Raw genomic sequence first — 19786 nt, forward strand, 5'->3', positions numbered from 1 at the left:
ATCTCCTCAGGGATGTGCACGAATGTGACTGCGGGAGGGATTCGAGCCGATTCTTTGTGACCGGCGTCTCACCTGGTTCCCACTGTGTACCGACAAACAGCCCGTGCACAGACTTCGGCAGCTCAACCGCCCGGACGCCGCTCACGAACCGCCCGTTCGGGCAGGTCGACGCCACCCCGGACTGCCAGGACGGCTGGATCAGACCGCCGTGGTTCCCGCTGATCGGGAACGTGTTGCTCGGCGACTACGATCCCCAGTAGCTTTTCATCACTGCTAACATTGAACTAGAACACGTTCTAGATGTTGCACTTCACTGACCTGCGCTTTACCCAGCTTCACGAGAGGACTAGCTTCGCGATGACGACAGTCGAGGTACCGCACAGCTCGCGATCGGCGGTACTCACCGTGTCCGGAGTCATCGAAGAGACTTCCGACGCCCGGTCGCTGGTGTTCGAGATTCCCGCAGAACTGAAGGACAAGTTCGACTACAAGCCAGGTCAATTCCTGACCCTGCGCATCCCGAGTGATCAGACCGGCTCGGTCGCACGCTGCTACTCGCTGGCCAGTTCACCCTTCACCGACGACGCCCCCAAGGTGACCGTCAAGCGAACCGTCGACGGCTACGGCTCCAACTGGTTGTGCGACAAACTCCAGGTCGGCGACACCATCGAAGTGCTGCCGCCGTCAGGTGTCTTCACGCCCAAGTCGCTCGATCACGACTTCCTGCTCTTCGGTGCAGGCAGCGGCATCACTCCGGTGATCTCGATCCTCAAGTCCGCCCTCACGCAGGGCAGCGGCAACGTCGTGCTGATCTACGCGAATCGCGACGAGAAGTCCGTCATCTTCGGCGCCGAACTTCGCGAATTGGCAGCGCAACACCCCGGCCGCCTCACCGTTGTCCACTGGATCGAAACCGTGCAGGGACTCCCCGCCGTCTCACAGTTGGCGACACTGGCCAAGCCATTTGTCGCGTACGAGGCCTTCATGTGCGGTCCAGGACCCTTCATGGACGCCGTCCACAAGGCACTGGCAGAGGCCGGCATGCCCCGCACGCAGGTTCACGCCGAGGTCTTCAATTCACTCGCGGGCGACCCGTTCCGTGACGTCGAGGTAGCCGAGGTCTCCGACGAGGAAGCAGCCGACGCCGCAACCGTCGAGGTCGAACTGGACGGTGAAACCCACACCCTCGTCTGGCCGCGCAAGCAGACGCTCGTCGACATCATGCTCGCCAAGGGCCTCGACGTGCCGTACTCCTGCCAGGAAGGCGAGTGCGGGTCGTGTGCCTGCACCGTCACCGAAGGCGAAGTTCAGATGGACAACTCCGAAATCCTCGACGCCGAGGACGTGGCGAACGGCTACATCCTCGGTTGCCAGGCGAAGCCGATCACCGATCACCTGAAGATCGAGTTCTGAACCCTGCTTCGATGCATGACGGCCCCTGATTCCCTGCGGAATCGGGGGCTTCGTCATGTTCGGAGTCTCCCGAGTCCCGCCGCGAAACCCACGCAGGCGCCGTTGTGGGCAACCGCCACAGCGCAAGAATCAGTACGAGGGTCACGATCAGGAAACCCTCACGAAGGACCAACCCGAACGGCAGCAGGAGCGGTGACGTCTCGATGAACTGCTGTCCCATACTCGGCCCGCAGTAGACGATGGCCAACCCCAGAGCGGCCGCACCGAACTGCAGCGGCGATCGAAGCCGAAAGAGAACCGTGACGGCAGCAGGCACGAGATACACCCAGTGGTGAATCCAGCTGATCGGCGAAAGAATCGGCGCGCTCAATCCGATCACCAACGCCGCATCGACCGCTCGCCCGACGCGATAGACATCTCGGGCGATCCATAGCGCTACCCCCGCGCACAGCACGGTCGACGGCATCGCCAGAGACGCTGTCCATGGGCCCAGCGCGGCAAGTCCGCCCTGCAGCGAACTGTTGCCGGCACTCGCGATCGCCTGCCCGCTCAAATCCACCCGGTCGCTGAGGTTCCAGACGACGTCCGACCAGAAGGTCCAGCTGACGGCCGGGTCCACCACTGCTGCGACGGCGGTCGCCGCGGCAAATCCGATCGAACTCCAGATCGCGAGTCGCCACTGCTTCGTGACGACGAAGTAGACGATGAAGAGAGCCGGAGTCAGCTTGATCGCGGCCGCGACGCCGATCAGCAGTCCTCGCGGAAACCACCGGCCGAATCTCGAATCCTCTCGGCGAGTCACGTCGAGCAGTACGAGCGCCATCAGCACCAAGTTCACCTGGCCGAATGAGATGTGCGCACTGACGATGGGAGTCACCGACACGGCCAGGACCAATGCCGCCATGACAAGCGGCCGCTTGGGGACGCGAGCGGGAGTGAACCTCGCAACCGTCCACACCAACGCCGCGATGCACAATCCCGACCACAGCAGATAGGCAGTCCACCAGCCGAAGAGGACAGTCGGCCAGAGGAAGATCACCGCGAATGGGGTGTAGGTGAACGGCATACCCTCTTCGACGATCAACGGGCCGGACAGATTGCCCTCGTAGATGTTCGATCCCGCTGCGAACGCCTGGGCAGCGTAGCGGTAGACGAGAAAATCAACGGGTTCGACGGCTCGAACGGAGTACACGAGATAACACAGAGCTGCGACGCCGGCAGCGATCAGTGAACCGATCGTCACAATTCGAGACGCCTCGACACGGGTGGCGGGCATACCGAGAATCGTCCCACAACCTACCGAGCGGTACTTCGCTAGCGGGCCGCCCGGAAGTGCGCTCGCTCGTCTGCGGTCAGGTGTTCGCACGCGTAGCTCAGTGCCGTGCGTCCCATGTCTGCTGCATTCTTCGCGAGGAAACCGGTCAACAAATCCCGGTCCACCCGCTTGCCCACCTCGCGGAGCATCCAGCCCATCGCTTTCTGGGTCAGGTCTCGTCGATCACCCAGCACCTGCGCGGCAAGCTCGAGCGTGGTCGACCCGTCGCCGCGAGTGATGAATCCGTAAGTCGTCAGCAGCGCCACCCGTCGTCGCCACAGGTCACCCGAATCGGAAAGCTCGAAGATCAGCCGGCGATCTCGGTCGTACAGCCAGCCGCCGAGGATCTGTCCGGCGGACGAATCCACGAGATCCCAATTGTTCACCCGCCCGTCCTCGACAGCGCTGAGATAGAAGTCGGCGATGCGGGAGCGACTCTCGTCGTCGAAAAATTTTGGGCGACTGACCTTTTCGAATCGAGCAACAAGGATCAACAGACCGGCCAAGCGATGCTCGTGGACGTCGCTGTCGAGAAGGAGGCGTACCTGAGACAACTCGAGACCGACATGCTTCTTCACCACCGAACGCGTCTTCGGTACTCGCACGCCGATGAAGACGTCACCCTCGCCGTACTCCCCCGGCGCTGTCTTGAAGAACTTCTGTAGCTGGGCGGCATCCGCGGGATCCGCGAGGTCGGCCAACTGTTCGATCACGTCCTGGGCACTCGATTGCGTCACCCCAGAACCTTCTCACGGGTCGTCTGTGCGGACTCTTCGATTCTCTCAGCGTCCTCACACCGTGTGCCCTGCTCGGCCACAGGTCGGCAGACGACACTCGAGGACAGTCAGTGAAAGGACCACCCATGATCACCGCCGCTATCGCATTCACCACTCTCACCCTCATGGCACTCTCGGGACATATCGCGGCCAGCGCTCCGCGCGGGCTCGTGGCAATCCGGACGAATAGTCACAAATCTTGATATTCGAGCCTCCACATCGCCTCTAACTGCAACGCGAATGCAATTGGCGGAGAGTTGATCTCGATCTGCCGCGGGCGTGTACTACAGGTGGACACACTCTCGTCTTTGGAGGTCTCGTCATGAAGTCGTGGAATCGAATGCAAGATGCCGTCGCGGTGGTTCTCGGCGTCTTTGCGGCTCTCTCGCCGATGTGGCTCGACACCACCGATCGGGCAATGTGGTCACTCGTCGTCCTGGGTGTCCTGGTTGCACTGTCGGGTCTGGCGCACATGGCACGTCCGGACATGGCCATGGCGGATTACGCGATGGGCGTTTTCGGCGTCTTGATGTTCATTTCACCCTGGGTCATGAGCTTCGACGCTCTACGCGGTGCGTCGTGGACGGCCTGGGTGGTCGGGGTCCTGACCGTTGTGGTCGCGGTGAGTGCGATGCCGGTGATGAGTGCGCGGATGCATCACGGGGGTCACGGCGGAGTAGCCGCCCATTGACGGAGCGGAGTAGCCGCCCATTGACGGAGCGGAGAAGCTGCCCATTGATGAATGGCTGGCTGCAGGCTGGATCAGGCTTTGATCGCGCCCAACAACCGCCCGGCGTCGAAGGCTTCGGCGCTGGGCGGTAGCGCGCCCGGACGTCCACTCACGAAAACCTCGACGGTTCCCGATCCTTCACCCGCGTCACCGAGCCCGTCGATCCGCCGCAGGGTCTGTCGTGCAACGGCTTCGGCACTGTCGAAGAGTGTGACGCCGGCGGGTAGCCGCGCTGCGATTTCGTCCGCGAGCAGTGGGTAGTGCGTGCAGCCGAGGACAACGCCGTTGACGTCGTCCGGCGTCCGGGCCACTGCGGATTCGATGGCTGCAAGTGCGGCTGCACGATCACCGAGGTCTATCGAATCGGCCAGGCCGTGGCACGGCACCCCGACGACCTTGGCGCCGTTGCCGAACTGTTCGATCAGATCGGCTTGGTACCGGCTGGCAGTCGTCGCGGCGGTAGCCCAGATCGCCACTGAATCGCACGCGGCGGCCGCGGGCTTGATCGCGGGCACCGTTCCGATGACCGGCACACCCGGTCCGACCAGTTCGCGGACGTGTGGGAGAGCGGTGACGCTCGCGGTATTGCATGGAAGAACGATGACCTGAGCCCCACGATCGAGGCTCCGCCGCACCGCACCGAGTACCCGGTCGACGACCCACGGCTCGGGCTTGGGCCCCCAGGGGGCGCCGTCCGGATCGAGGGACAGCACAAGATCGAGATCCGGGCGCAGGCGTCTGAGCCACGCAGAGGTAGGGAGCAGGCCCAGTCCCGAGTCGATGAGTGCAACGATCACCGCACAAATCTATCGCCTCGGAACCGGTCCTGCCTCATCCGTTCAGGCCGGTGTGGACTCCAACACGTCCGAGATGGGCGTGCCGGCTGCGATCTTCGCGCGCATCTTCATCACAGCTCCCGCGCTACCGCCGCCGACGACAGCTGCCAGCACACCGTCGCGCTCGTAGTATGCGACGAACTTTCGGCCGTCGTCCTTCACGATGTGAACGGTGTCCGTGGGTGCGACGGTCCCCAATGCCTGGATCTTGACGTCGTACTGATCGCTCCAGAAGTACGGAACCTGCGCCGGCGCATCCGGATCACCCGTTCCGGTGATCGCTCCCGCCAGGATCTTGGCCTGGTCCCCAGCATTGGTCCAGTGTTCGACACGCTTGCGTCGATCTCCGATCTGCCAGGACGCGACGTCGCCGACCGCCCAGACGTGTTCGGTGCTGGTGCGGCCGACACCGTCGCAGAGCACTCCGTTGTCGAGTTCGATCCCCGAACCGTCGAGCCATTCCGTGACCGGCACCGAACCGACTCCGATCGCGACCACGTCGACCGGGATTTCCGAACCGTCGCTCAAGGTCGCAGCGGCAACCGCTCCGTCGCCGGACAACGAGGTCAAGCCCGTACCGACTCGGACGTCGATGCCCTCGTTCCGATGCAGACGTTCGACGAGGGCGCCGACGGTGGGGCCGAGCACCGACGCCAGCGGCGTCGGCTGGGGTTCGAGCAACACGACGTCGACGCCGTGAGACTTCATGCTCGCGGCCAGTTCGCAGCCGATGAAGCCGGCCCCGACGATCAGCGCACGCTTACCGGGAGCAAGGTCGGCGCGGAGGGCCAACGCTTCCTCGATGGAGCGCAGAACGTGCACTCCGGACAACTCCGGAAGGCCGGCGATGCGACGCGGAGTCAGTCCGGTCGCGATGACCAACTCGTCGTAGTCCAGGGTGGATCCGTCGGCGAACGCCACCGACTTGGCGACCGTGTCCACCGAGGTTGCCGGCGAACCGAGCTTGAGATCGACCTTGTTCTCGACGTAGAACTCGGCCGGACGCAAGGTCGTCTCGTCCTTGTCGCCGCGGATCACTTCCTTCGACAACGGAGGCCTGTCGTAGGGCAGATGCGTTTCCCCACCCGCGAGCGTCAATTCACCTTCGAAACCCGCTCGTCGCAGTTCCTCGACGGTCCGCAGTCCCGACAAACCCGCACCCACGATCACTATCCGTGCCACCACGTACCACCCTGTCCGACCCACGTCACTTGCAGCGCTCACTATGAACGCCGTCACTATTTGCCTCCGACTCTGCCATACCAAATGCCGGAGTAGGTGTGGTGCATCCCGCATGGTCACCTACCAGTCACTACAGTTGGAGGTACTTCAGACGCACGCACTGACACATGAGCAGGGAGCCCCCATGACCAGCGATTCCAGTGAAAAGAACAGCGTCCGATTCGGCGCCGACGGTGGCGCGGAACTAGTCAGCACCCAGGGTAAGACGATCATCGCCGACGCCGTGGTCGCCAAGATCGCCGGTATCGCGACCCGCGAGATCAACGGCGTGTACGACGTCGGCGGGGGCACAGCGCGTGCGGTGGGGGCACTTCGCGACCGCATACCGGGCGCCCGCGTCAACCATGCCCAGGGCGTGGCGGTGGAGGTAGGCGAGAAACAAGCCGCCATCGACATCGGCATTGTCGCCGAGTACGGCGTCGCACTCCACGAACTGGCGGTAGGTATCCGCCGCAACGTCATTGCCGCAGTGGAAAGCATGACGGGTCTCGAGGTCACCGAGGTCAACATCACCGTCTTCGACGTCATGCTCTTCGAGGATGCAGAGAGCGGCGGCAGTACCGATCCGGAAGCCAAGCCGAGGGTTCAGTGAGTACCGCCGACGCCGGCCGCGAGATCGACGCGGCCGAGGTAGTCGCCGACGCGGTTCTTGCCATCCCGGAAGTGGCAGATCTGCACGGAGGACAGTTCGGCGAAGTGGGAACCTACCTCCCCGGACGCCGCATCACCGGCGTCGTCGTCGACGAAAACTCCTGTGCTGTACACATTTCCGTTCACTATCCGGCAGACGTTCGCAGCGTCGCCGAACGCGTACGAGCGGTGGTGGCGAGATTGGTCGACGTACCGGTGAACGTGACCGTCGGCGACCTGTCGACAGCGGGATATCTACCCGTTGATGCCGAAAATGCAGTCACCGAGCCTGCCACCGTCACAGACATTGCACCGAACATTCGAGAAGGGAACTGACATGAACAGCACCACCGTCGGACTGCTGGTCGGTCTGCTCCTCGCACTCGCCGGAATCATGGGTGGGTTCAGCGGTTTCGTCTTCGCAGTCCTGCTCGGCGCCGCCGGTATGGCGATCGGAGCACACCGCGACGGACATCTCGACCTCGGCGCGATCCTCCGAAGCCGTGGCCGTGGCTGAGCCGTCCGATCCCAGCGCAGCGGACGATCCTGGCCTACGCGGCTCCTTGGTCATCAAGGACCGTGCGATGGCCAAGATCGCCACGGCCGCAGCGGTGAACGTCCCGGGGGTGGTCCGCCAGTCCGGTGGCTTGACCCGCCTGACCGGACGCGATCTTCCGCGAGCCGACATCTCGATGGGTAGCGACGCCGTCGCGATCAATCTCTTCCTCGCCGTGTCCTGGCCGTGTTCGGTCACCGAGTTGACCGGCCGGGTGCGAACGGAAGTCGGTCGCAGCGTCGAATCGCTGACCGGGCTTCCACTCCACGACATGAACGTGATGATCGCGGCAACCGAGGGTTCTGACGACTCCTGTGTTTCCGGCGTCGAGATCGCGGAGGGCCCGGCACAGCAGGCACTCTCGGATCCGATTCCGCCGCGGGTCCCCTCTGCGAACCCGGCGGCCGCGGTTTCGGCCGTCGTCATCGCGTGTGGTCTACTCGCACTCGCCTTCGTCGTCTCGCGCGAATGGTTCATCAACCGTGGAACTTTCGAATCGGCACCCTGGATCCGAAACTCCGTGGAGTGGACGTCTCGTCTGCACTGGCAACCGTGGCTGCTTCCGGTGGCGATCGCTGCCGTTGTCGCGGGTGTTGTCCTGATAATGTCGGCGATCAAACGCCGTGCGAAAACCCATGTCCCACTCGGGAACCCGAGCGCATCGACGGTGTGGATGCGGCCGACTGACATTGCACGTCTGTGCAGTAGCCGCGCAGCGGTCGTTCCCGGCGTCGGCTCGGCTCACACCAGCGTCGACCGTAAACACGTCAAGGTCCACATCGAATCGACCGGAGGCGATCGAGTTGAACTTGCCGCAGCCGTCGACGCGGCGGTTCGGCCCCACCTCGCGATACTGCAGCGGCCACTGCAACTTTCGGTTGTCGTGCGAGAAACTGTAGTACGACGAAAGGACGCCTCGTGAACCGTTGGATCTCCGCGGTCGATCGGATCATCGTCCTCATCGTCGGAATCGCACTCCTCGCGGCGGGCGCATACGCCATCGCGTGGGACGCGGGCGCGTCGCTGATTCGAACCTGGGTGTCACGCCTCGATCGGGAGGTCCTCTTCGGCCTTCCGGAGGAGCCGTGGTGGCACTGGGTACTGTCGGGCACCTTCGTCCTCTGTGTCTTCGCCGGTTTCGGGCTGTTGTACCTGAACCTTCGCCGGCGCCGTACAAGCGCAGTCACATTGCGGCACAACGAATCCGGTACCGACGTCAGCGTGGATCTCGGACCCGTCGCAGACGGCGTAGCGGCCGAACTCGCTCAGCTGACCGGCGTGCGGAGCACCAAGAGCAAAGCGACGGTCGATCGCGGACTGCCGACGCTGTCGATTGTCGTCACTGCAGATCCGTCGATCGACGTCGCCGGATTCACCGCTTCGGCCGAACGTATCGCCGGCGCAACCAGGCGCAGCCTGGACGGCTCAACCGTCGCAGTACAGGTTCTGCTGCACCTCGACCGGGTGGAAGCCAACAAGTAAGCAAGAACCACGCAGGCACCCGATCACCGAACACTCGATCACAGGCCAACCGATGGAAGACACAGAAAAGGCGCTCACTCCCCGAAGGGAATGAGCGCCTTTTTCAGTGCTGTGAATCAGCTAGCGAGACAAGAGTCTCACTTGATGATCTTGGCAACCTTGCCGGCGCCGACCGTACGGCCGCCTTCGCGAATTGCGAAGCGCAGGCCCTCGTCCATGGCGACAGGCTGGATCAGCTTGACGGACATCTCGGTGTTGTCACCGGGCATGACCATCTCGGTGCCCTCAGGCAGCGTCACGACGCCCGTAACGTCCGTGGTACGGAAGTAGAACTGCGGGCGGTAGTTGTTGAAGAACGGGGTGTGGCGGCCGCCCTCGTCCTTCGACAGGATGTATGCCTGGCCCTCGAACTCCGTGTGGGGAGTCGTGGTGCCCGGCTTGACGACAACCTGTCCACGCTCGACATCTTCGCGCTTGATGCCACGAACGAGCAGTCCGACGTTGTCGCCGGCCTGGCCCGAGTCGAGCAGCTTGCGGAACATCTCGATACCCGTGACCGTGGTCTTGGTCGAGGTTTCCTTGATGCCGACGATCTCGACCTCTTCGTTGACGTTGACAACGCCACGCTCGATACGACCGGTGACAACGGTGCCACGGCCGGTGATCGTGAAGACGTCCTCGACGGGCATGAGGAAGGGCTTCTCGGTCTCACGAATCGGGTCCGGGATGGACTCGTCGACAGCAGCCATCAGGTCGAGAATGGACTGCGTCCACTTCGGGTCACCCTCGAGTGCCTTGAGTGCCGAGATCGGAATGACGGGGGCTTCCTCGTCGAATTCCTGAGCGGCCAGCAGTTCGCGGACCTCCATCTCGACGAGCTCGAGGATCTCGTCGTCGTCAACCATGTCGGCCTTGTTCAGGGCGACGAGGATGTAAGGAACGCCAACCTGGCGAGCGAGCAGGACATGCTCGCGCGTCTGGGGCATCGGGCCGTCGGTAGCTGCGACGACGAGAATAGCGCCGTCCATCTGAGCTGCGCCGGTGATCATGTTCTTGATGTAGTCGGCGTGACCCGGTGCATCGACGTGCGCGTAGTGGCGCTTTTCCGTCTGGTACTCAACATGCGAGATGTTGATCGTGATGCCACGAGCCTTTTCCTCGGGAGCCTTGTCGATCTGATCGAAGGCCGAAGCCTCGTTCAGGTCGGGGAATGCATCCGCGAGAACCTTGGTGATGGCCGCCGTCGTCGTGGTCTTGCCGTGGTCGACGTGACCAATGGTGCCGATGTTCACGTGCGGCTTCGTCCGCTCGAACTTCGCCTTCGCCACTTTGTGTCCTCCTGGACTGTTGTTGCTTGCCGTATGCAGCAGTGCGGTTGGTTGTTACTAGGTCGTGCTTCGTGCCGGAAGAAACCGAGGTTACTTGCCGGCGCGGGCTGGGGAGCTCGCTGTGCTTACTCGCCCGTCGCCTTGGCGATGATTTCCTTCGAGACGTTCGCGGGAACCTCTGCGTAGGAATCGAACACCATGGAGAAGTTCGCTCGGCCCTGGGTCTTCGACCGCAGGTCACCGATGTAACCGAACATCTCCGAGAGCGGAACCAGCGCCTTCACGACACGGGCACCACTGCGTTCCTCCATGGCCTGGATCTGGCCACGGCGGGAGTTGAGGTCGCCGATCACGTCGCCCATGTACTCCTCGGGCGTTGTGACCTCGACAGCCATGAGCGGCTCGAGAATGACGGGGCCGGCCTTGCGGGCGGCTTCCTTCAGTGCCTGCGAACCGGCAACCTTGAACGCCATTTCCGAGGAGTCGACGTCGTGGTAAGCACCATCGAGCAGCGACAGCTTCAGGTTCACGAGCGGGTAGCCGGCGAGAACACCGTACTGCATCGCGTCCTGCGCACCGGCATCCACGGAGGGGATGTACTCGCGCGGGATACGTCCGCCGGAGACCTTGTTCTCGAACTCGTAGGTAGCACCGTCTTCGCCCACGAAAGGCTCCAGAGCGATGATGACCTTTGCGAACTGGCCCGAGCCACCCGTCTGCTTCTTGTGGGTGTAGTCGTGCTTCTCGACCTTCTTGGTGATGGTCTCGCGGTACGCAACCTGCGGCTTACCGACGTTCGCCTCGACCTTGAACTCGCGACGCATGCGGTCGACGAGGATGTCGAGGTGGAGCTCGCCCATACCGCCGATGACGGTCTGACCGGTCTCTTCGTCGAGCTCGACCGAGAAGGTCGGGTCCTCTTCGGCGAGCTTCTGGATCGCGACGCCCAGCTTTTCCTGGTCGGACTTGGTCTTGGGCTCGATTGAGACCTGGATGACCGGCGCGGGGAACGACATCGACTCGAGGACGATGGGGCTCGCCTGATCGCACAAGGTGTCACCGGTGGTGGTGTCCTTGAGGCCGATCATTGCGTAGATGTGGCCGGCTACGGCCTCGTCTACCGGGTTCTCCTTGTTGGCGTGCATCTGGAAGAGCTTTCCGATGCGCTCCTTCTTGCCCTTGGTTGCGTTGAGCACCTGAGCACCCGGATCGATACGACCCGAGTACACGCGGACGAAGGTCAGCTTGCCGAAGAACGGGTGAGCAGCGATCTTGAAGGCGAGAGCCGAGAACGGCTCGTCCTTGCTCGGCTTGCGAGTGATCTCTACTTCTTCGTCACCGAGCTTATGGCCGATGACCTCGCCGATGTCCAGCGGGTTCGGAAGGTAGTCGATGACCGCGTCGAGCATGGGCTGAACGCCCTTGTTCTTGAACGCAGAGCCACAGAGAACCGGGTACAGCTCGGAGGCGACCGTCATCTTGCGGATGGCGCCCTTGATCTCCTCGATGGTGAGCTCTTCGCCGCCGAAGTACTTCTCCATGAGAGCTTCGTCGGACTCTGCAACCGTCTCGAGCAGCTTCTCGCGGTACTCGGCAGCCTTCTCGACGAGATCCGCGGGGATCTCCTCGATGGTCGGAGCGGTTCCCGTCGGGACCACGCCGCGCCAGGTGATGGCCTTCATCTCGACCAGGTCGACGACGCCGTCGAAGTCGTCCTCAGCGCCGATGGGCAGCTGGAGAACGAGCGGCTTCGCGCCCAAGCGGTCGATGATGGTCTGGACTGTGAAGTAGAAGTCCGCGCCCATCTTGTCCATCTTGTTGACGAAGCAGATGCGCGGAACGTCGTACTTGGCAGCCTGACGCCAAACCTGCTCGGACTGCGGCTCGACACCCTCTTTACCGTCGAAGACAGCAACTGCGCCGTCGAGCACGCGCAGCGACCGCTCCACCTCGACCGTGAAGTCGACGTGGCCGGGGGTGTCGATGATGTTGATCTGGTTGTTGTTCCAGAAGCAAGTCACGGCGGCAGACGTGATCGTGATGCCGCGTTCCTTCTCCTGCTCCATCCAGTCCGTCGTCGACGCACCGTCGTGCGTCTCACCGATCTTGTAATTGACACCGGTGTAGAACAGGATGCGCTCGGTGGTGGTGGTCTTGCCGGCATCGATGTGCGCCATGATGCCGATGTTGCGGACCTTGTTCAGGTCAGTCAGCACTTCCTGTGCCACAGGTTTCTTCCCCGCTCGTTGCTTGGTTTTCGGGTGTCGGCCTTATCGGTGTGTTCCACCGTCAGGGCCATGGTCTTTCAATTATGTCTCTGCCGAGGCGAACCTGGCCACCTGCGTCCGGAATCCGTCGCGATGATCAGGCCGCCAACGGCGACAAGCGTCGGAGCCCCACCCGATGGCAGTTGCTCCGACGCTTTACATCACCAGCGGTAGTGGGCGAATGCCTTGTTGGCTTCGGCCATCTTGTGAGTGTCTTCGCGACGCTTCACAGCTGCACCGAGGCCATTGCTGGCATCGAGGAGCTCGTTGGCGAGACGCTCGACCATGGTCTTCTCACGACGTGCACGCGAGAAGGTGACCAGCCAGCGCAGTGCCAGCGTGGTGGAACGACCGGGGCGAACCTCGACCGGCACCTGGTAGGTAGCGCCACCGACGCGGCGGCTACGAACCTCGAGTGCAGGCTTGACGTTGTCCAGGGCGCGCTTGAGGGTGACGACCGGATCGGTGCCGGTCTTCTCGCGTGCCTGCTCGAGAGCCTGGTACACGATTCGCTCTGCGGTGGACTTCTTGCCGTCCAGCAGGATCTTGTTGACGAGCTGCGTCACCAACGGGGAACCGTAAACCGGGTCGTTGATGAGCGGGCGCTTCGGAGCGGGGCCCTTACGTGGCATTAGCTCTTCTCCTTCTTGGCGCCGTAGCGGCTGCGTGCCTGCTTGCGACCCTTGACACCCTGGGTGTCGAGGGAGCCGCGGATGATCTTGTAACGGACACCCGGGAGGTCCTTCACACGACCGCCACGGACGAGCACCATGGAGTGCTCCTGAAGGTTGTGACCTTCACCGGGGATGTACGCGGTGACCTCGACCGAAGTCGTGAGGCGAACACGTGCGACCTTACGGAGCGCGGAGTTCGGCTTCTTGGGGGTGGTGGTGTACACGCGAGTGCACACGCCACGACGCTGCGGGCTGCCCTTGAGGGCTGCCGTCTTGACCTTGGCGGTCTTGTCGCGGCGACCCTTGCGGACCAGCTGGTTGATGGTTGGCATTTACCGGCTTTCTTGTGACGAACAGACTGCTCGAGCGAACTCGGGCCGTTCGAAAACGTGGCTGTTCTGAAATTAGGGATCTAGCAGTTGGAGCAAGAGAGCTGCTGCTCCTCACCCACCTCAGAGTCTGTACTCAGCACTTTCATGCCGCGCACTGCCCCCGAGGTCGGGCGTGTCGCATACCCCCACACAGGCAGCCGGATGCTCGTTCATCAGCAGTTTCTGCTCGAACGCGCGCACGGCAATACCTAGCTAGGCACACAGATCGGCCCGGGCATGCCGGACACGACCCATAACGATACCTGTCGGCGCGCCACGAGGTCAAAGCGAGGCCACGGTGATAGTGACCTCACGCTCTGACCAGACACTCTGGCTGCACACTCAGACCACGCAGCCGGACCGGTCGCGATCAGATGCTGCGGTTCAACGTCAACGCGCCGAGCTTTGCCGCAGCCTCGCACGGATCCGCGCCGCCTTGCGGCTCGGTGACCCACCAACCGAACACTCCCCCGGCCGGTGCGCTCGCGCTCACCCCGCAGCTCTGCGGATCGGCCGGCTGGCGAACCTGGTACCCGCCACTGCCGTTGATGTCGATTTTCGCCACCACGTATCCCAGGTGCTCGAATGCAGCGCGCTCGTGATCGAGGGTGCCCGTCTCGAACCAGTTGAAGGTGATCTTGATCGGACCCGCGGCTCCGATGCCGTCCCAACGGCAGATAGCGCCGAAGAACCCACGCCCGACGGCGTCGGCACCCACTGCGCCGGCGATCTGCTCGTCGGTGACGGCTTCGCATTCTTGGAGGACGTTCGCGAATTCCTGGCTGTCACTACCGCCGTAGCTGCCCTCCGCACGAGGAGTCCCGGTGACCACCGAGCCGCAGCCTGTCAGCAGAACCAGCGACCCCGCCAAGGCGAGTCCGATCCTTATGCGCTTCACGGCGCCCTCGAACTTCACTGTGCCCTCGAAACTGTTTTTTCCATCAGATCCCGCGCCACCGTGCATGGATCCGCGGTCGGTGGCAGCAAACCGTAGGTGATCGACCAGTGCACGAAGTCTCCGCCGAACGCGATACCCAACTCGCACAACGAACCTGCGGTGGACGCGATGAAGCCCTGGTGTCCACCGATCGTGATGTCGTCGGCAGGACGTCCGAGCAGGTCGGACCCGGCCCGTTCGCGGCCGATCGGGCTACCGCGGTACCAGGAGAAACTGACGCTCGGACCGTTCGAACCGGCGACTTCCCACTGGCACCCGACGCCGTTGCGCGTCGTCGTCGCAAAAGCGCCGAGATTGAAGGCGTTGACAACTTCCTCGTCGGTCACCGAGCCGCATTCGGCGAACATCGGGCCGGGATCCGTAGGTGCGAGTGCCTGCGAACCCGCACCGTCGCCCGGCTGATCGACGGACCCGTCGCCGGAGCTGCAGCCGACCACGGCCGAGAGCACGGCAGCCGAGACCAATACCGAAGTCCCGATCGAAGTGAGAGTGCGTGCGGCCATGGAGCCGACTGTACTTCTCGGTGGCCCCCGACACACGCCACGTGCGCGTCGCGCGCATCGGTGGCGGCCCCGCCGCTACCGATTCAGGGAGTTGCCACCGGTACCCGAACAAGTGTGGAATCCAATTGCGCCGCCCACTGTTTGACCACCTCGGTGCGTCGGCGCGAGTCGTCTGTCAAGACATCAGCCAGCCCCAGCCCGCGGGCCAGGTCCAGGGTCGCCTGTACCAAGCGGTGCGTCACCGGGTCGGAGTCGTCGACACCCAGACTCTCGACGGCCATGCGGTGCGCGATGCGCCCGAATCGTTCCTCGAGGGGCAGTACGCGGGCACGCAGGTCGGGGTCGGAGGCAGCGGCCGTCCACACCTGCAGTGCTGCTTTGAACAGAGTCCCGGTGTAGTACTCCACCAACCGCGAAATGATCGCCTCGGTTCGTCCGGCACCCACCGGAAGGTCGGTCGATTCCTTTCGTGCCTGATCCATCCGGGCGTCGAACATCACCTCGAGCGCCGCGGTGATGAGGTCCTCGCGGGTCGGGAAGTGATGCTGCATGGCGCCTCTGGACACCCCGGCACGCTGCGCGACGACGCTCATCGTCGTTGCGCTCCACCCGAGTTCGGCGAGACACTCCACAGTCACTTCGAGCAGGTGGGAGCGCGTGACTCGACTTCGGTCCTGCTTGGGCTCTCGAGTCATCGCGCCGCCATCCCTTCTACTTCTGTGTTCCAGCGCTTCTGTGTCCCAGCTGCGCAGTTTCTACTGCGCCCAGGCTGCTGGACGCTTCTGCAAGAAAGACATCATGCCCTCACGAGCCTCGTCAGAGGAAAACAGCCGAGCCGACTGCGCGATCATCTCCTCGCCGTCCCGGTCGAATCCGGCCAGGACCGAACGCGTCGTGATCCACTTCGATTCGGCAAGTCCCTGCGGTGAACATTGGCGCAGGGTGCCGAGCAGTTCGGTGATCGACTCCTCCGTGTCCTGCGACGCGGCGGTGACGAGTCCGATGGATTCGGCCTCGTGCTGGCCGAACTTCTCTCCGGTGAGCAGATAGCGGCTCGCAGATCGCTGGTCGAGCCTCGGCAGGACCGTGAGCGAGATGATGGACGCTGCCAAACCCAACCGTGATTCCGTCACCGCGAAGGTGCTCGCCGGTCCGGCGACGACGATGTCGCACGCCCCGACAAGACCCATGCCTCCGGCCCGGACGTGACCGTCGATCCGCCCGATCACCGGCTTGGGAAGCTCGAGAATGCTGCGCAAGAGTGTCAGCATCCCCCGTCCTCGCTCCTTGACGGCGCCCTCCGGTGATGCGGACGAACCGGAGGCCTCACTGAGATCGGCTCCCGCACAGAATGTTCCACCGGTGTGGGTGAGTACCACCGCTCGAACTGCCGGATCGGCGGCAGCCGCCGTCAACCCAGCCTGCAACTCCGTGACCAACCGCGTCGAAATCGCGTTGCGGTTGTGGGGTGAGTCGAGAGTGATCGTGGCAGCACCGCCCGATACTTCGTACCGTACGTATGGCTTGTCCTGATCCGTCATGAGTCGCCTCTTCCTAGTAGGACCGTGGCAGACCGAGGGAATGTTGTGAGACGAAGTTGAGGATCATCTCGCGGCTCACCGGCGCGACGCGGGCGATACGAGCCGCACCGAGCATGGCGGCCAGTCCGTATTCCTTCGTCAGTCCTGCGCCGCCATGCGTCTGGATCGCCTGATCGAGCGCCTTGATGCTGGCTTCGGCGGCGGCGTACTTTGCCATGTTCGCGGCTTCGGCAGCACCGAAATCGTCACCGCTGTCGTAGAGCACCGCGGCCTTCTGCATCATCAGCTTGGCGAGCTCGAGTTCGATCTTCACCTGCGCGAGTGGATGCGAAATACCTTGGTGCGCACCGATCGGCGTCTTCCACACCGTGCGCTCGTTGGCGAACTTCACTGCGGCGTTCAGGGCGTAACGGCCCATGCCGATGGCCATCGACGCACCCAGGATACGCTCGGGGTTGAGGCCGGCGAACAACTGCATCAAGGCGGCATCGGCTTCGCCGACCAGAGCGTCGGCCGGCAGACGGACGTCGTCGAGGAAGAGGATGAACTGGTGGTCCGGTTCGATGATGTCCATCTCCATCTGCGTCTTCACGAATCCGGGAGAATCCGTGGGGACGATGAACAGAGCGGGCTTGAGCTTGCCCGTCTTGGAGTCCTCGGTCCGCGCAACGACGAGGACCGCGTCAGCCTGATCGACACCCGAGATGTAGATCTTGTTGCCGCTCAGGATCCAGTCGTCGCCATCCCTGCGTGCCGTCGTGGTGATCTGATGAGAGTTGGAACCAGCGTCGGCCTCGGTGATTCCGAACGCCATGATCTTGGAGCCGTCGGCGAGGCTGGGTAGCCACTGCTGCTTCTGCTCCGCCGTGCCGTACTTGCCGATGATGGTGCCGCAGATGGCCGGGGATACGACAACCAGGAGCAGACCGGCACCCTGCGCCGCCAATTCCTCCTGCACCAGCGCGAGTTCGTAGATGCCTGCACCGCCGCCGCCGTATTCCTCCGGCAGGTTGACGCCCAGGAATCCGAGTTTGCCCGCCTCGTTCCACAATTCGGTGAGCGGCTCCCCCTTTCGCGCCTTGGGCAGCACGTAGTCGACGTAGTTGAAGCGCTCACCCAGTTTGGAAACGGATGCCCGCAGTTCCTTCTGCTCTTCGGTTTCGATGAAACTCATCATGCTTCCTCTTCTGTATCGGGTTCTTCCACACGTGCGAGTACCGATCCGACCTCGACCTGCTGGCCGACGGCGACCGGAAGTTCCACCAGGACACCGGCAGTCGGCGCGGTGACGGTGTGTTCCATCTTCATGGCCTCCAGCCACAGAATCGGCTGGCCGGCGGTGACGGTGTCACCGAGTGCGGCACCGAGGCGGATGACCGATCCCGGCATCGGAGCGAGCAACGAACCGGCGGCGACTTCTGCCGACGGATCCACGAAGCGCGGTGCTGCCGTCAACGCGACGGGTCCGAGCGAGGAGTCGACAAAAATCTCACTCCCGTAGGCCGCAACGTCGAACGAGCGCTGTACTCCGCTCTGCTCGAGCACTACCCGGGTCGCAGTTGCCGATACCAGGCGCACGTCGTCGAAGCCTTCTGCACTCAGCACGCCGCTTCGGCTCAGGGAGTAGCGGACGTCGTACTCGCCCGACGCAGTGGAGTAGCTCTTGCTCTGCGGCTGCGACGGGAGGTTGCGCCACCCGCTGGGCAAGCGGCCGATGACGCGGGCCGACGCCCGGTTGTGCGCGGCATCGGCAAGTGCCGCCGCCAGCGCCGAGAGTCTTTCGGCGGCGGTATCGGCCAAGGGCGTAGACAGCTTCTCGAGGTCGTGAGTCTCGAAGAAGGCAGTGTCGGTGTCTCCGGCAATGAAGGCGGGGTGGGCCAGGACGTTGACGAGCAGGTCGCGGTTGGTGCGCAGCCCGTGAATCCTGGTGCGCGCCAGCGTCGATGCGAGCAGCCGGGCAGCTGCGGTCCGCGTCGGCGCGTACGAGATGACCTTGGCCAACATCGGGTCGTAGTGGACGCCGACAACACTGCCGTCGACGACGCCGGAGTCGAGGCGAACGCCCTGCTCACGCAGAACACTGAATTCTTGCGGGTCACCGGGCAACTCGATGTGGTGGACGGTTCCGCTCTGCGGCTGCCAGTTCTTGGCGGGGTCCTCGGCGTACAGGCGCACTTCGATCGAATGCCCACGGATCTCCGGCTGATCGTCCGGAAGTGCTTCACCTGAAGCGACCTGCAATTGCAGTTCCACCAGATCGAGTCCAGTGGTGCACTCGGTGACCGGATGCTCCACCTGCAAACGCGTGTTCATTTCGAGGAAGAAGAAGTCGCCTTTTTCGTCAGCCAGGAATTCAACGGTTCCTGCCCCCTCGTAACCGATGGCGTTGGCGGCGAGCCGCGAGGCGTCGAACAGCTTGTCGCGCATGGCGGGGATGCGTTGCACGAGCGGCGACGGGGCCTCTTCGACCACCTTCTGATGCCGACGCTGGATCGAGCACTCGCGCTCCCCCACCGCCCACACCGCACCGTGGCGGTCGGCCATGACCTGAACCTCGATGTGCCGACCGGTCTCGAGGTAACGCTCACAGAAGACTGTCGGGTCGCCGAAAGCGGACTGCGCCTCACGCCGCGCCGCTTCCAGTTCGCCGTCCAGCGCCGACAATTCACGAACGACACGCATTCCGCGTCCGCCGCCGCCCGCCGACGCCTTGATCAGCACCGGCAGATGAGCCTCGGTCACCGCGGCGGGATCGAGTTCGGAGAGCACCGGCACTCCGGCGGCGTCCATGATCTTCTTGGACTCGACCTTCGACCCCATGAGCTCGATGGATTCGACGGGCGGGCCGATCCACGTCAGTCCCGCGTCGATGACGCTGCGCGCGAACTCCGCGTTCTCGGAGAGGAATCCGTATCCAGGGTGAATCGCGTCGGCGCCCGAAGCCTTGGCGGCGGCGATGACGAGCTCACCCCGCAAGTAGGTCTCGGCAGGCGTGTTACCCGGCAGGCGAACCGAAGCATCGGCTTCGGCGACGTGCGGGCTGTCGGCATCTGCGTCGGAAAATACCGCGACCGTGCCGATTCCGTTCTTGCGGCAGGTTGCAAAGACACGGCGGGCGATTTCGCCACGATTGGCGACCAGTACTGAAGTGATTGTCACGGCGT

21 protein-coding genes are annotated in these 19786 nt (G+C 63.4%); 7 read left to right on the forward strand and 14 right to left on the reverse strand.

What is annotated here, in order from left to right; translation table 11 throughout:
* Nucleotides 1-357 precede the first annotated feature (357 nt).
* Nucleotides 358-1413 carry a ferredoxin--NADP reductase gene (locus ABH939_RS17345; protein ID WP_003941851.1) on the forward strand — a complete coding sequence of 352 codons (1056 nt, stop codon included), beginning with the start codon at nucleotides 358-360 and terminating at the stop codon, nucleotides 1411-1413.
* Here ABH939_RS17345 and ABH939_RS17350 read toward each other — a convergent pair.
* Nucleotides 1385-2689 (reverse strand): glycosyltransferase 87 family protein, encoded by a 1305-nt coding sequence (locus ABH939_RS17350; RefSeq protein WP_064689528.1) that lies wholly within the window; start codon nucleotides 2687-2689, stop codon nucleotides 1385-1387. The genes ABH939_RS17345 and ABH939_RS17350 overlap by 29 nt on opposite strands.
* A gap of 38 nt (nucleotides 2690-2727) precedes the next feature.
* Nucleotides 2728-3465, reverse strand: a complete 738-nt coding sequence (locus tag ABH939_RS17355; RefSeq protein ID WP_404649883.1) for a DNA alkylation repair protein — start codon at nucleotides 3463-3465, stop codon at nucleotides 2728-2730.
* 361 nt (nucleotides 3466-3826) lie between these two features.
* Here ABH939_RS17355 and ABH939_RS17360 point away from each other — a divergent pair, with 361 nt between their 5' ends.
* A complete protein-coding gene (locus ABH939_RS17360; protein ID WP_003941901.1) occupies nucleotides 3827-4195 on the forward strand; it encodes an SPW repeat protein in 369 nt (122 codons plus the stop codon).
* A 71-nt stretch (nucleotides 4196-4266) separates the two neighbouring features.
* Here the strand turns inward: ABH939_RS17360 and ABH939_RS17365 are convergent, their stop codons facing one another.
* Together ABH939_RS17365 and ABH939_RS17370 are read right to left on the reverse strand one after the other, a co-directional pair.
* A complete protein-coding gene (locus tag ABH939_RS17365; RefSeq protein WP_003941981.1) occupies nucleotides 4267-5031 on the reverse strand; it encodes a glutamate racemase in 765 nt (254 codons plus the stop codon).
* A gap of 42 nt (nucleotides 5032-5073) precedes the next feature.
* Nucleotides 5074-6252 carry an NAD(P)/FAD-dependent oxidoreductase gene (locus ABH939_RS17370; RefSeq protein ID WP_228232526.1) on the reverse strand — a complete coding sequence of 393 codons (1179 nt, stop codon included), beginning with the start codon at nucleotides 6250-6252 and terminating at the stop codon, nucleotides 5074-5076.
* A 184-nt stretch (nucleotides 6253-6436) separates the two neighbouring features.
* On the opposite strand from ABH939_RS17370, the gene ABH939_RS17375 reads away from it, so the two are divergent.
* Genes ABH939_RS17375 through ABH939_RS17395 form a run of 5 tightly spaced genes read left to right on the forward strand, consistent with a single transcriptional unit; the run spans nucleotide 6437 to nucleotide 8980 of the window.
* Nucleotides 6437-6904 carry an Asp23/Gls24 family envelope stress response protein gene (locus ABH939_RS17375; RefSeq protein ID WP_003941912.1) on the forward strand — a complete coding sequence of 156 codons (468 nt, stop codon included), beginning with the start codon at nucleotides 6437-6439 and terminating at the stop codon, nucleotides 6902-6904.
* Nucleotides 6901-7278 carry a hypothetical protein gene (locus tag ABH939_RS17380; RefSeq protein ID WP_042453130.1) on the forward strand — a complete coding sequence of 126 codons (378 nt, stop codon included), beginning with the start codon at nucleotides 6901-6903 and terminating at the stop codon, nucleotides 7276-7278. Before ABH939_RS17375 ends, ABH939_RS17380 begins: the two co-directional genes overlap by 4 nt.
* A 1-nt stretch (nucleotide 7279) precedes the next feature.
* Nucleotides 7280-7459 (forward strand): hypothetical protein, encoded by a 180-nt coding sequence (locus ABH939_RS17385; protein WP_003942043.1) that lies wholly within the window; start codon nucleotides 7280-7282, stop codon nucleotides 7457-7459.
* Nucleotides 7446-8420 carry a DUF6286 domain-containing Asp23/Gls24 family envelope stress response protein gene (locus tag ABH939_RS17390; protein WP_404649885.1) on the forward strand — a complete coding sequence of 325 codons (975 nt, stop codon included), beginning with the start codon at nucleotides 7446-7448 and terminating at the stop codon, nucleotides 8418-8420. The genes ABH939_RS17385 and ABH939_RS17390 overlap by 14 nt, the downstream gene beginning before the upstream one ends.
* Nucleotides 8417-8980, forward strand: a complete 564-nt coding sequence (locus ABH939_RS17395; protein ID WP_003942084.1) for a hypothetical protein — start codon at nucleotides 8417-8419, stop codon at nucleotides 8978-8980. Before ABH939_RS17390 ends, ABH939_RS17395 begins: the two co-directional genes overlap by 4 nt.
* A gap of 137 nt (nucleotides 8981-9117) precedes the next feature.
* Here ABH939_RS17395 and tuf read toward each other — a convergent pair whose 3' ends face one another.
* The 10 genes from tuf to ABH939_RS17445 form a co-directional block, all read right to left on the reverse strand.
* Entirely contained in the window at nucleotides 9118-10308 is a 1191-nt protein-coding gene (gene tuf / locus ABH939_RS17400) for an elongation factor Tu (RefSeq protein ID WP_003941926.1), read from the reverse strand.
* Between the two features lie 125 nt (nucleotides 10309-10433).
* On the reverse strand, nucleotides 10434-12536 hold the full coding sequence (fusA, locus tag ABH939_RS17405; RefSeq protein ID WP_007728394.1) for an elongation factor G: 2103 nt from the start codon (nucleotides 12534-12536) through the stop codon (nucleotides 10434-10436).
* 200 nt (nucleotides 12537-12736) lie between these two features.
* The gene (gene rpsG / locus ABH939_RS17410) at nucleotides 12737-13207 is read right to left on the reverse strand and encodes a 30S ribosomal protein S7 (RefSeq protein WP_003941856.1); all 471 of its coding nucleotides are present in this window, start codon (nucleotides 13205-13207) and stop codon (nucleotides 12737-12739) included.
* On the reverse strand, nucleotides 13207-13581 hold the full coding sequence (rpsL, locus tag ABH939_RS17415; protein ID WP_003941908.1) for a 30S ribosomal protein S12: 375 nt from the start codon (nucleotides 13579-13581) through the stop codon (nucleotides 13207-13209). The genes rpsG and rpsL overlap by 1 nt, the downstream gene beginning before the upstream one ends.
* Before the next feature lie 409 nt (nucleotides 13582-13990).
* Nucleotides 13991-14536, reverse strand: coding sequence for a DUF3558 domain-containing protein (locus ABH939_RS17420; protein ID WP_003942022.1), 546 nt, complete (start codon nucleotides 14534-14536; stop codon nucleotides 13991-13993).
* Entirely contained in the window at nucleotides 14533-15081 is a 549-nt protein-coding gene (locus tag ABH939_RS17425; protein WP_003941874.1) for a DUF3558 domain-containing protein, read from the reverse strand. The genes ABH939_RS17420 and ABH939_RS17425 overlap by 4 nt, the downstream gene beginning before the upstream one ends.
* Before the next feature lie 83 nt (nucleotides 15082-15164).
* Nucleotides 15165-15776, reverse strand: coding sequence for a TetR/AcrR family transcriptional regulator (locus ABH939_RS17430; protein ID WP_003942008.1), 612 nt, complete (start codon nucleotides 15774-15776; stop codon nucleotides 15165-15167).
* 60 nt (nucleotides 15777-15836) lie between these two features.
* A complete protein-coding gene (locus ABH939_RS17435) occupies nucleotides 15837-16622 on the reverse strand; it encodes an enoyl-CoA hydratase family protein (RefSeq protein ID WP_404649886.1) in 786 nt (261 codons plus the stop codon).
* Nucleotides 16623-16635: 13 nt separating this feature from the next.
* Entirely contained in the window at nucleotides 16636-17796 is a 1161-nt protein-coding gene (locus tag ABH939_RS17440; protein WP_003942033.1) for an acyl-CoA dehydrogenase family protein, read from the reverse strand.
* Nucleotides 17796-19781, reverse strand: coding sequence for an acetyl/propionyl/methylcrotonyl-CoA carboxylase subunit alpha (locus ABH939_RS17445; RefSeq protein WP_404649887.1), 1986 nt, complete (start codon nucleotides 19779-19781; stop codon nucleotides 17796-17798). The genes ABH939_RS17440 and ABH939_RS17445 overlap by 1 nt, the downstream gene beginning before the upstream one ends.
* Nucleotides 19782-19786 lie beyond the last annotated feature (5 nt).

This window comes from Rhodococcus sp. 27YEA6, from assembly GCF_044908235.1.
Taxonomy (GTDB): Bacteria; Actinomycetota; Actinomycetes; order Mycobacteriales; family Mycobacteriaceae; genus Rhodococcus_F; species Rhodococcus_F qingshengii.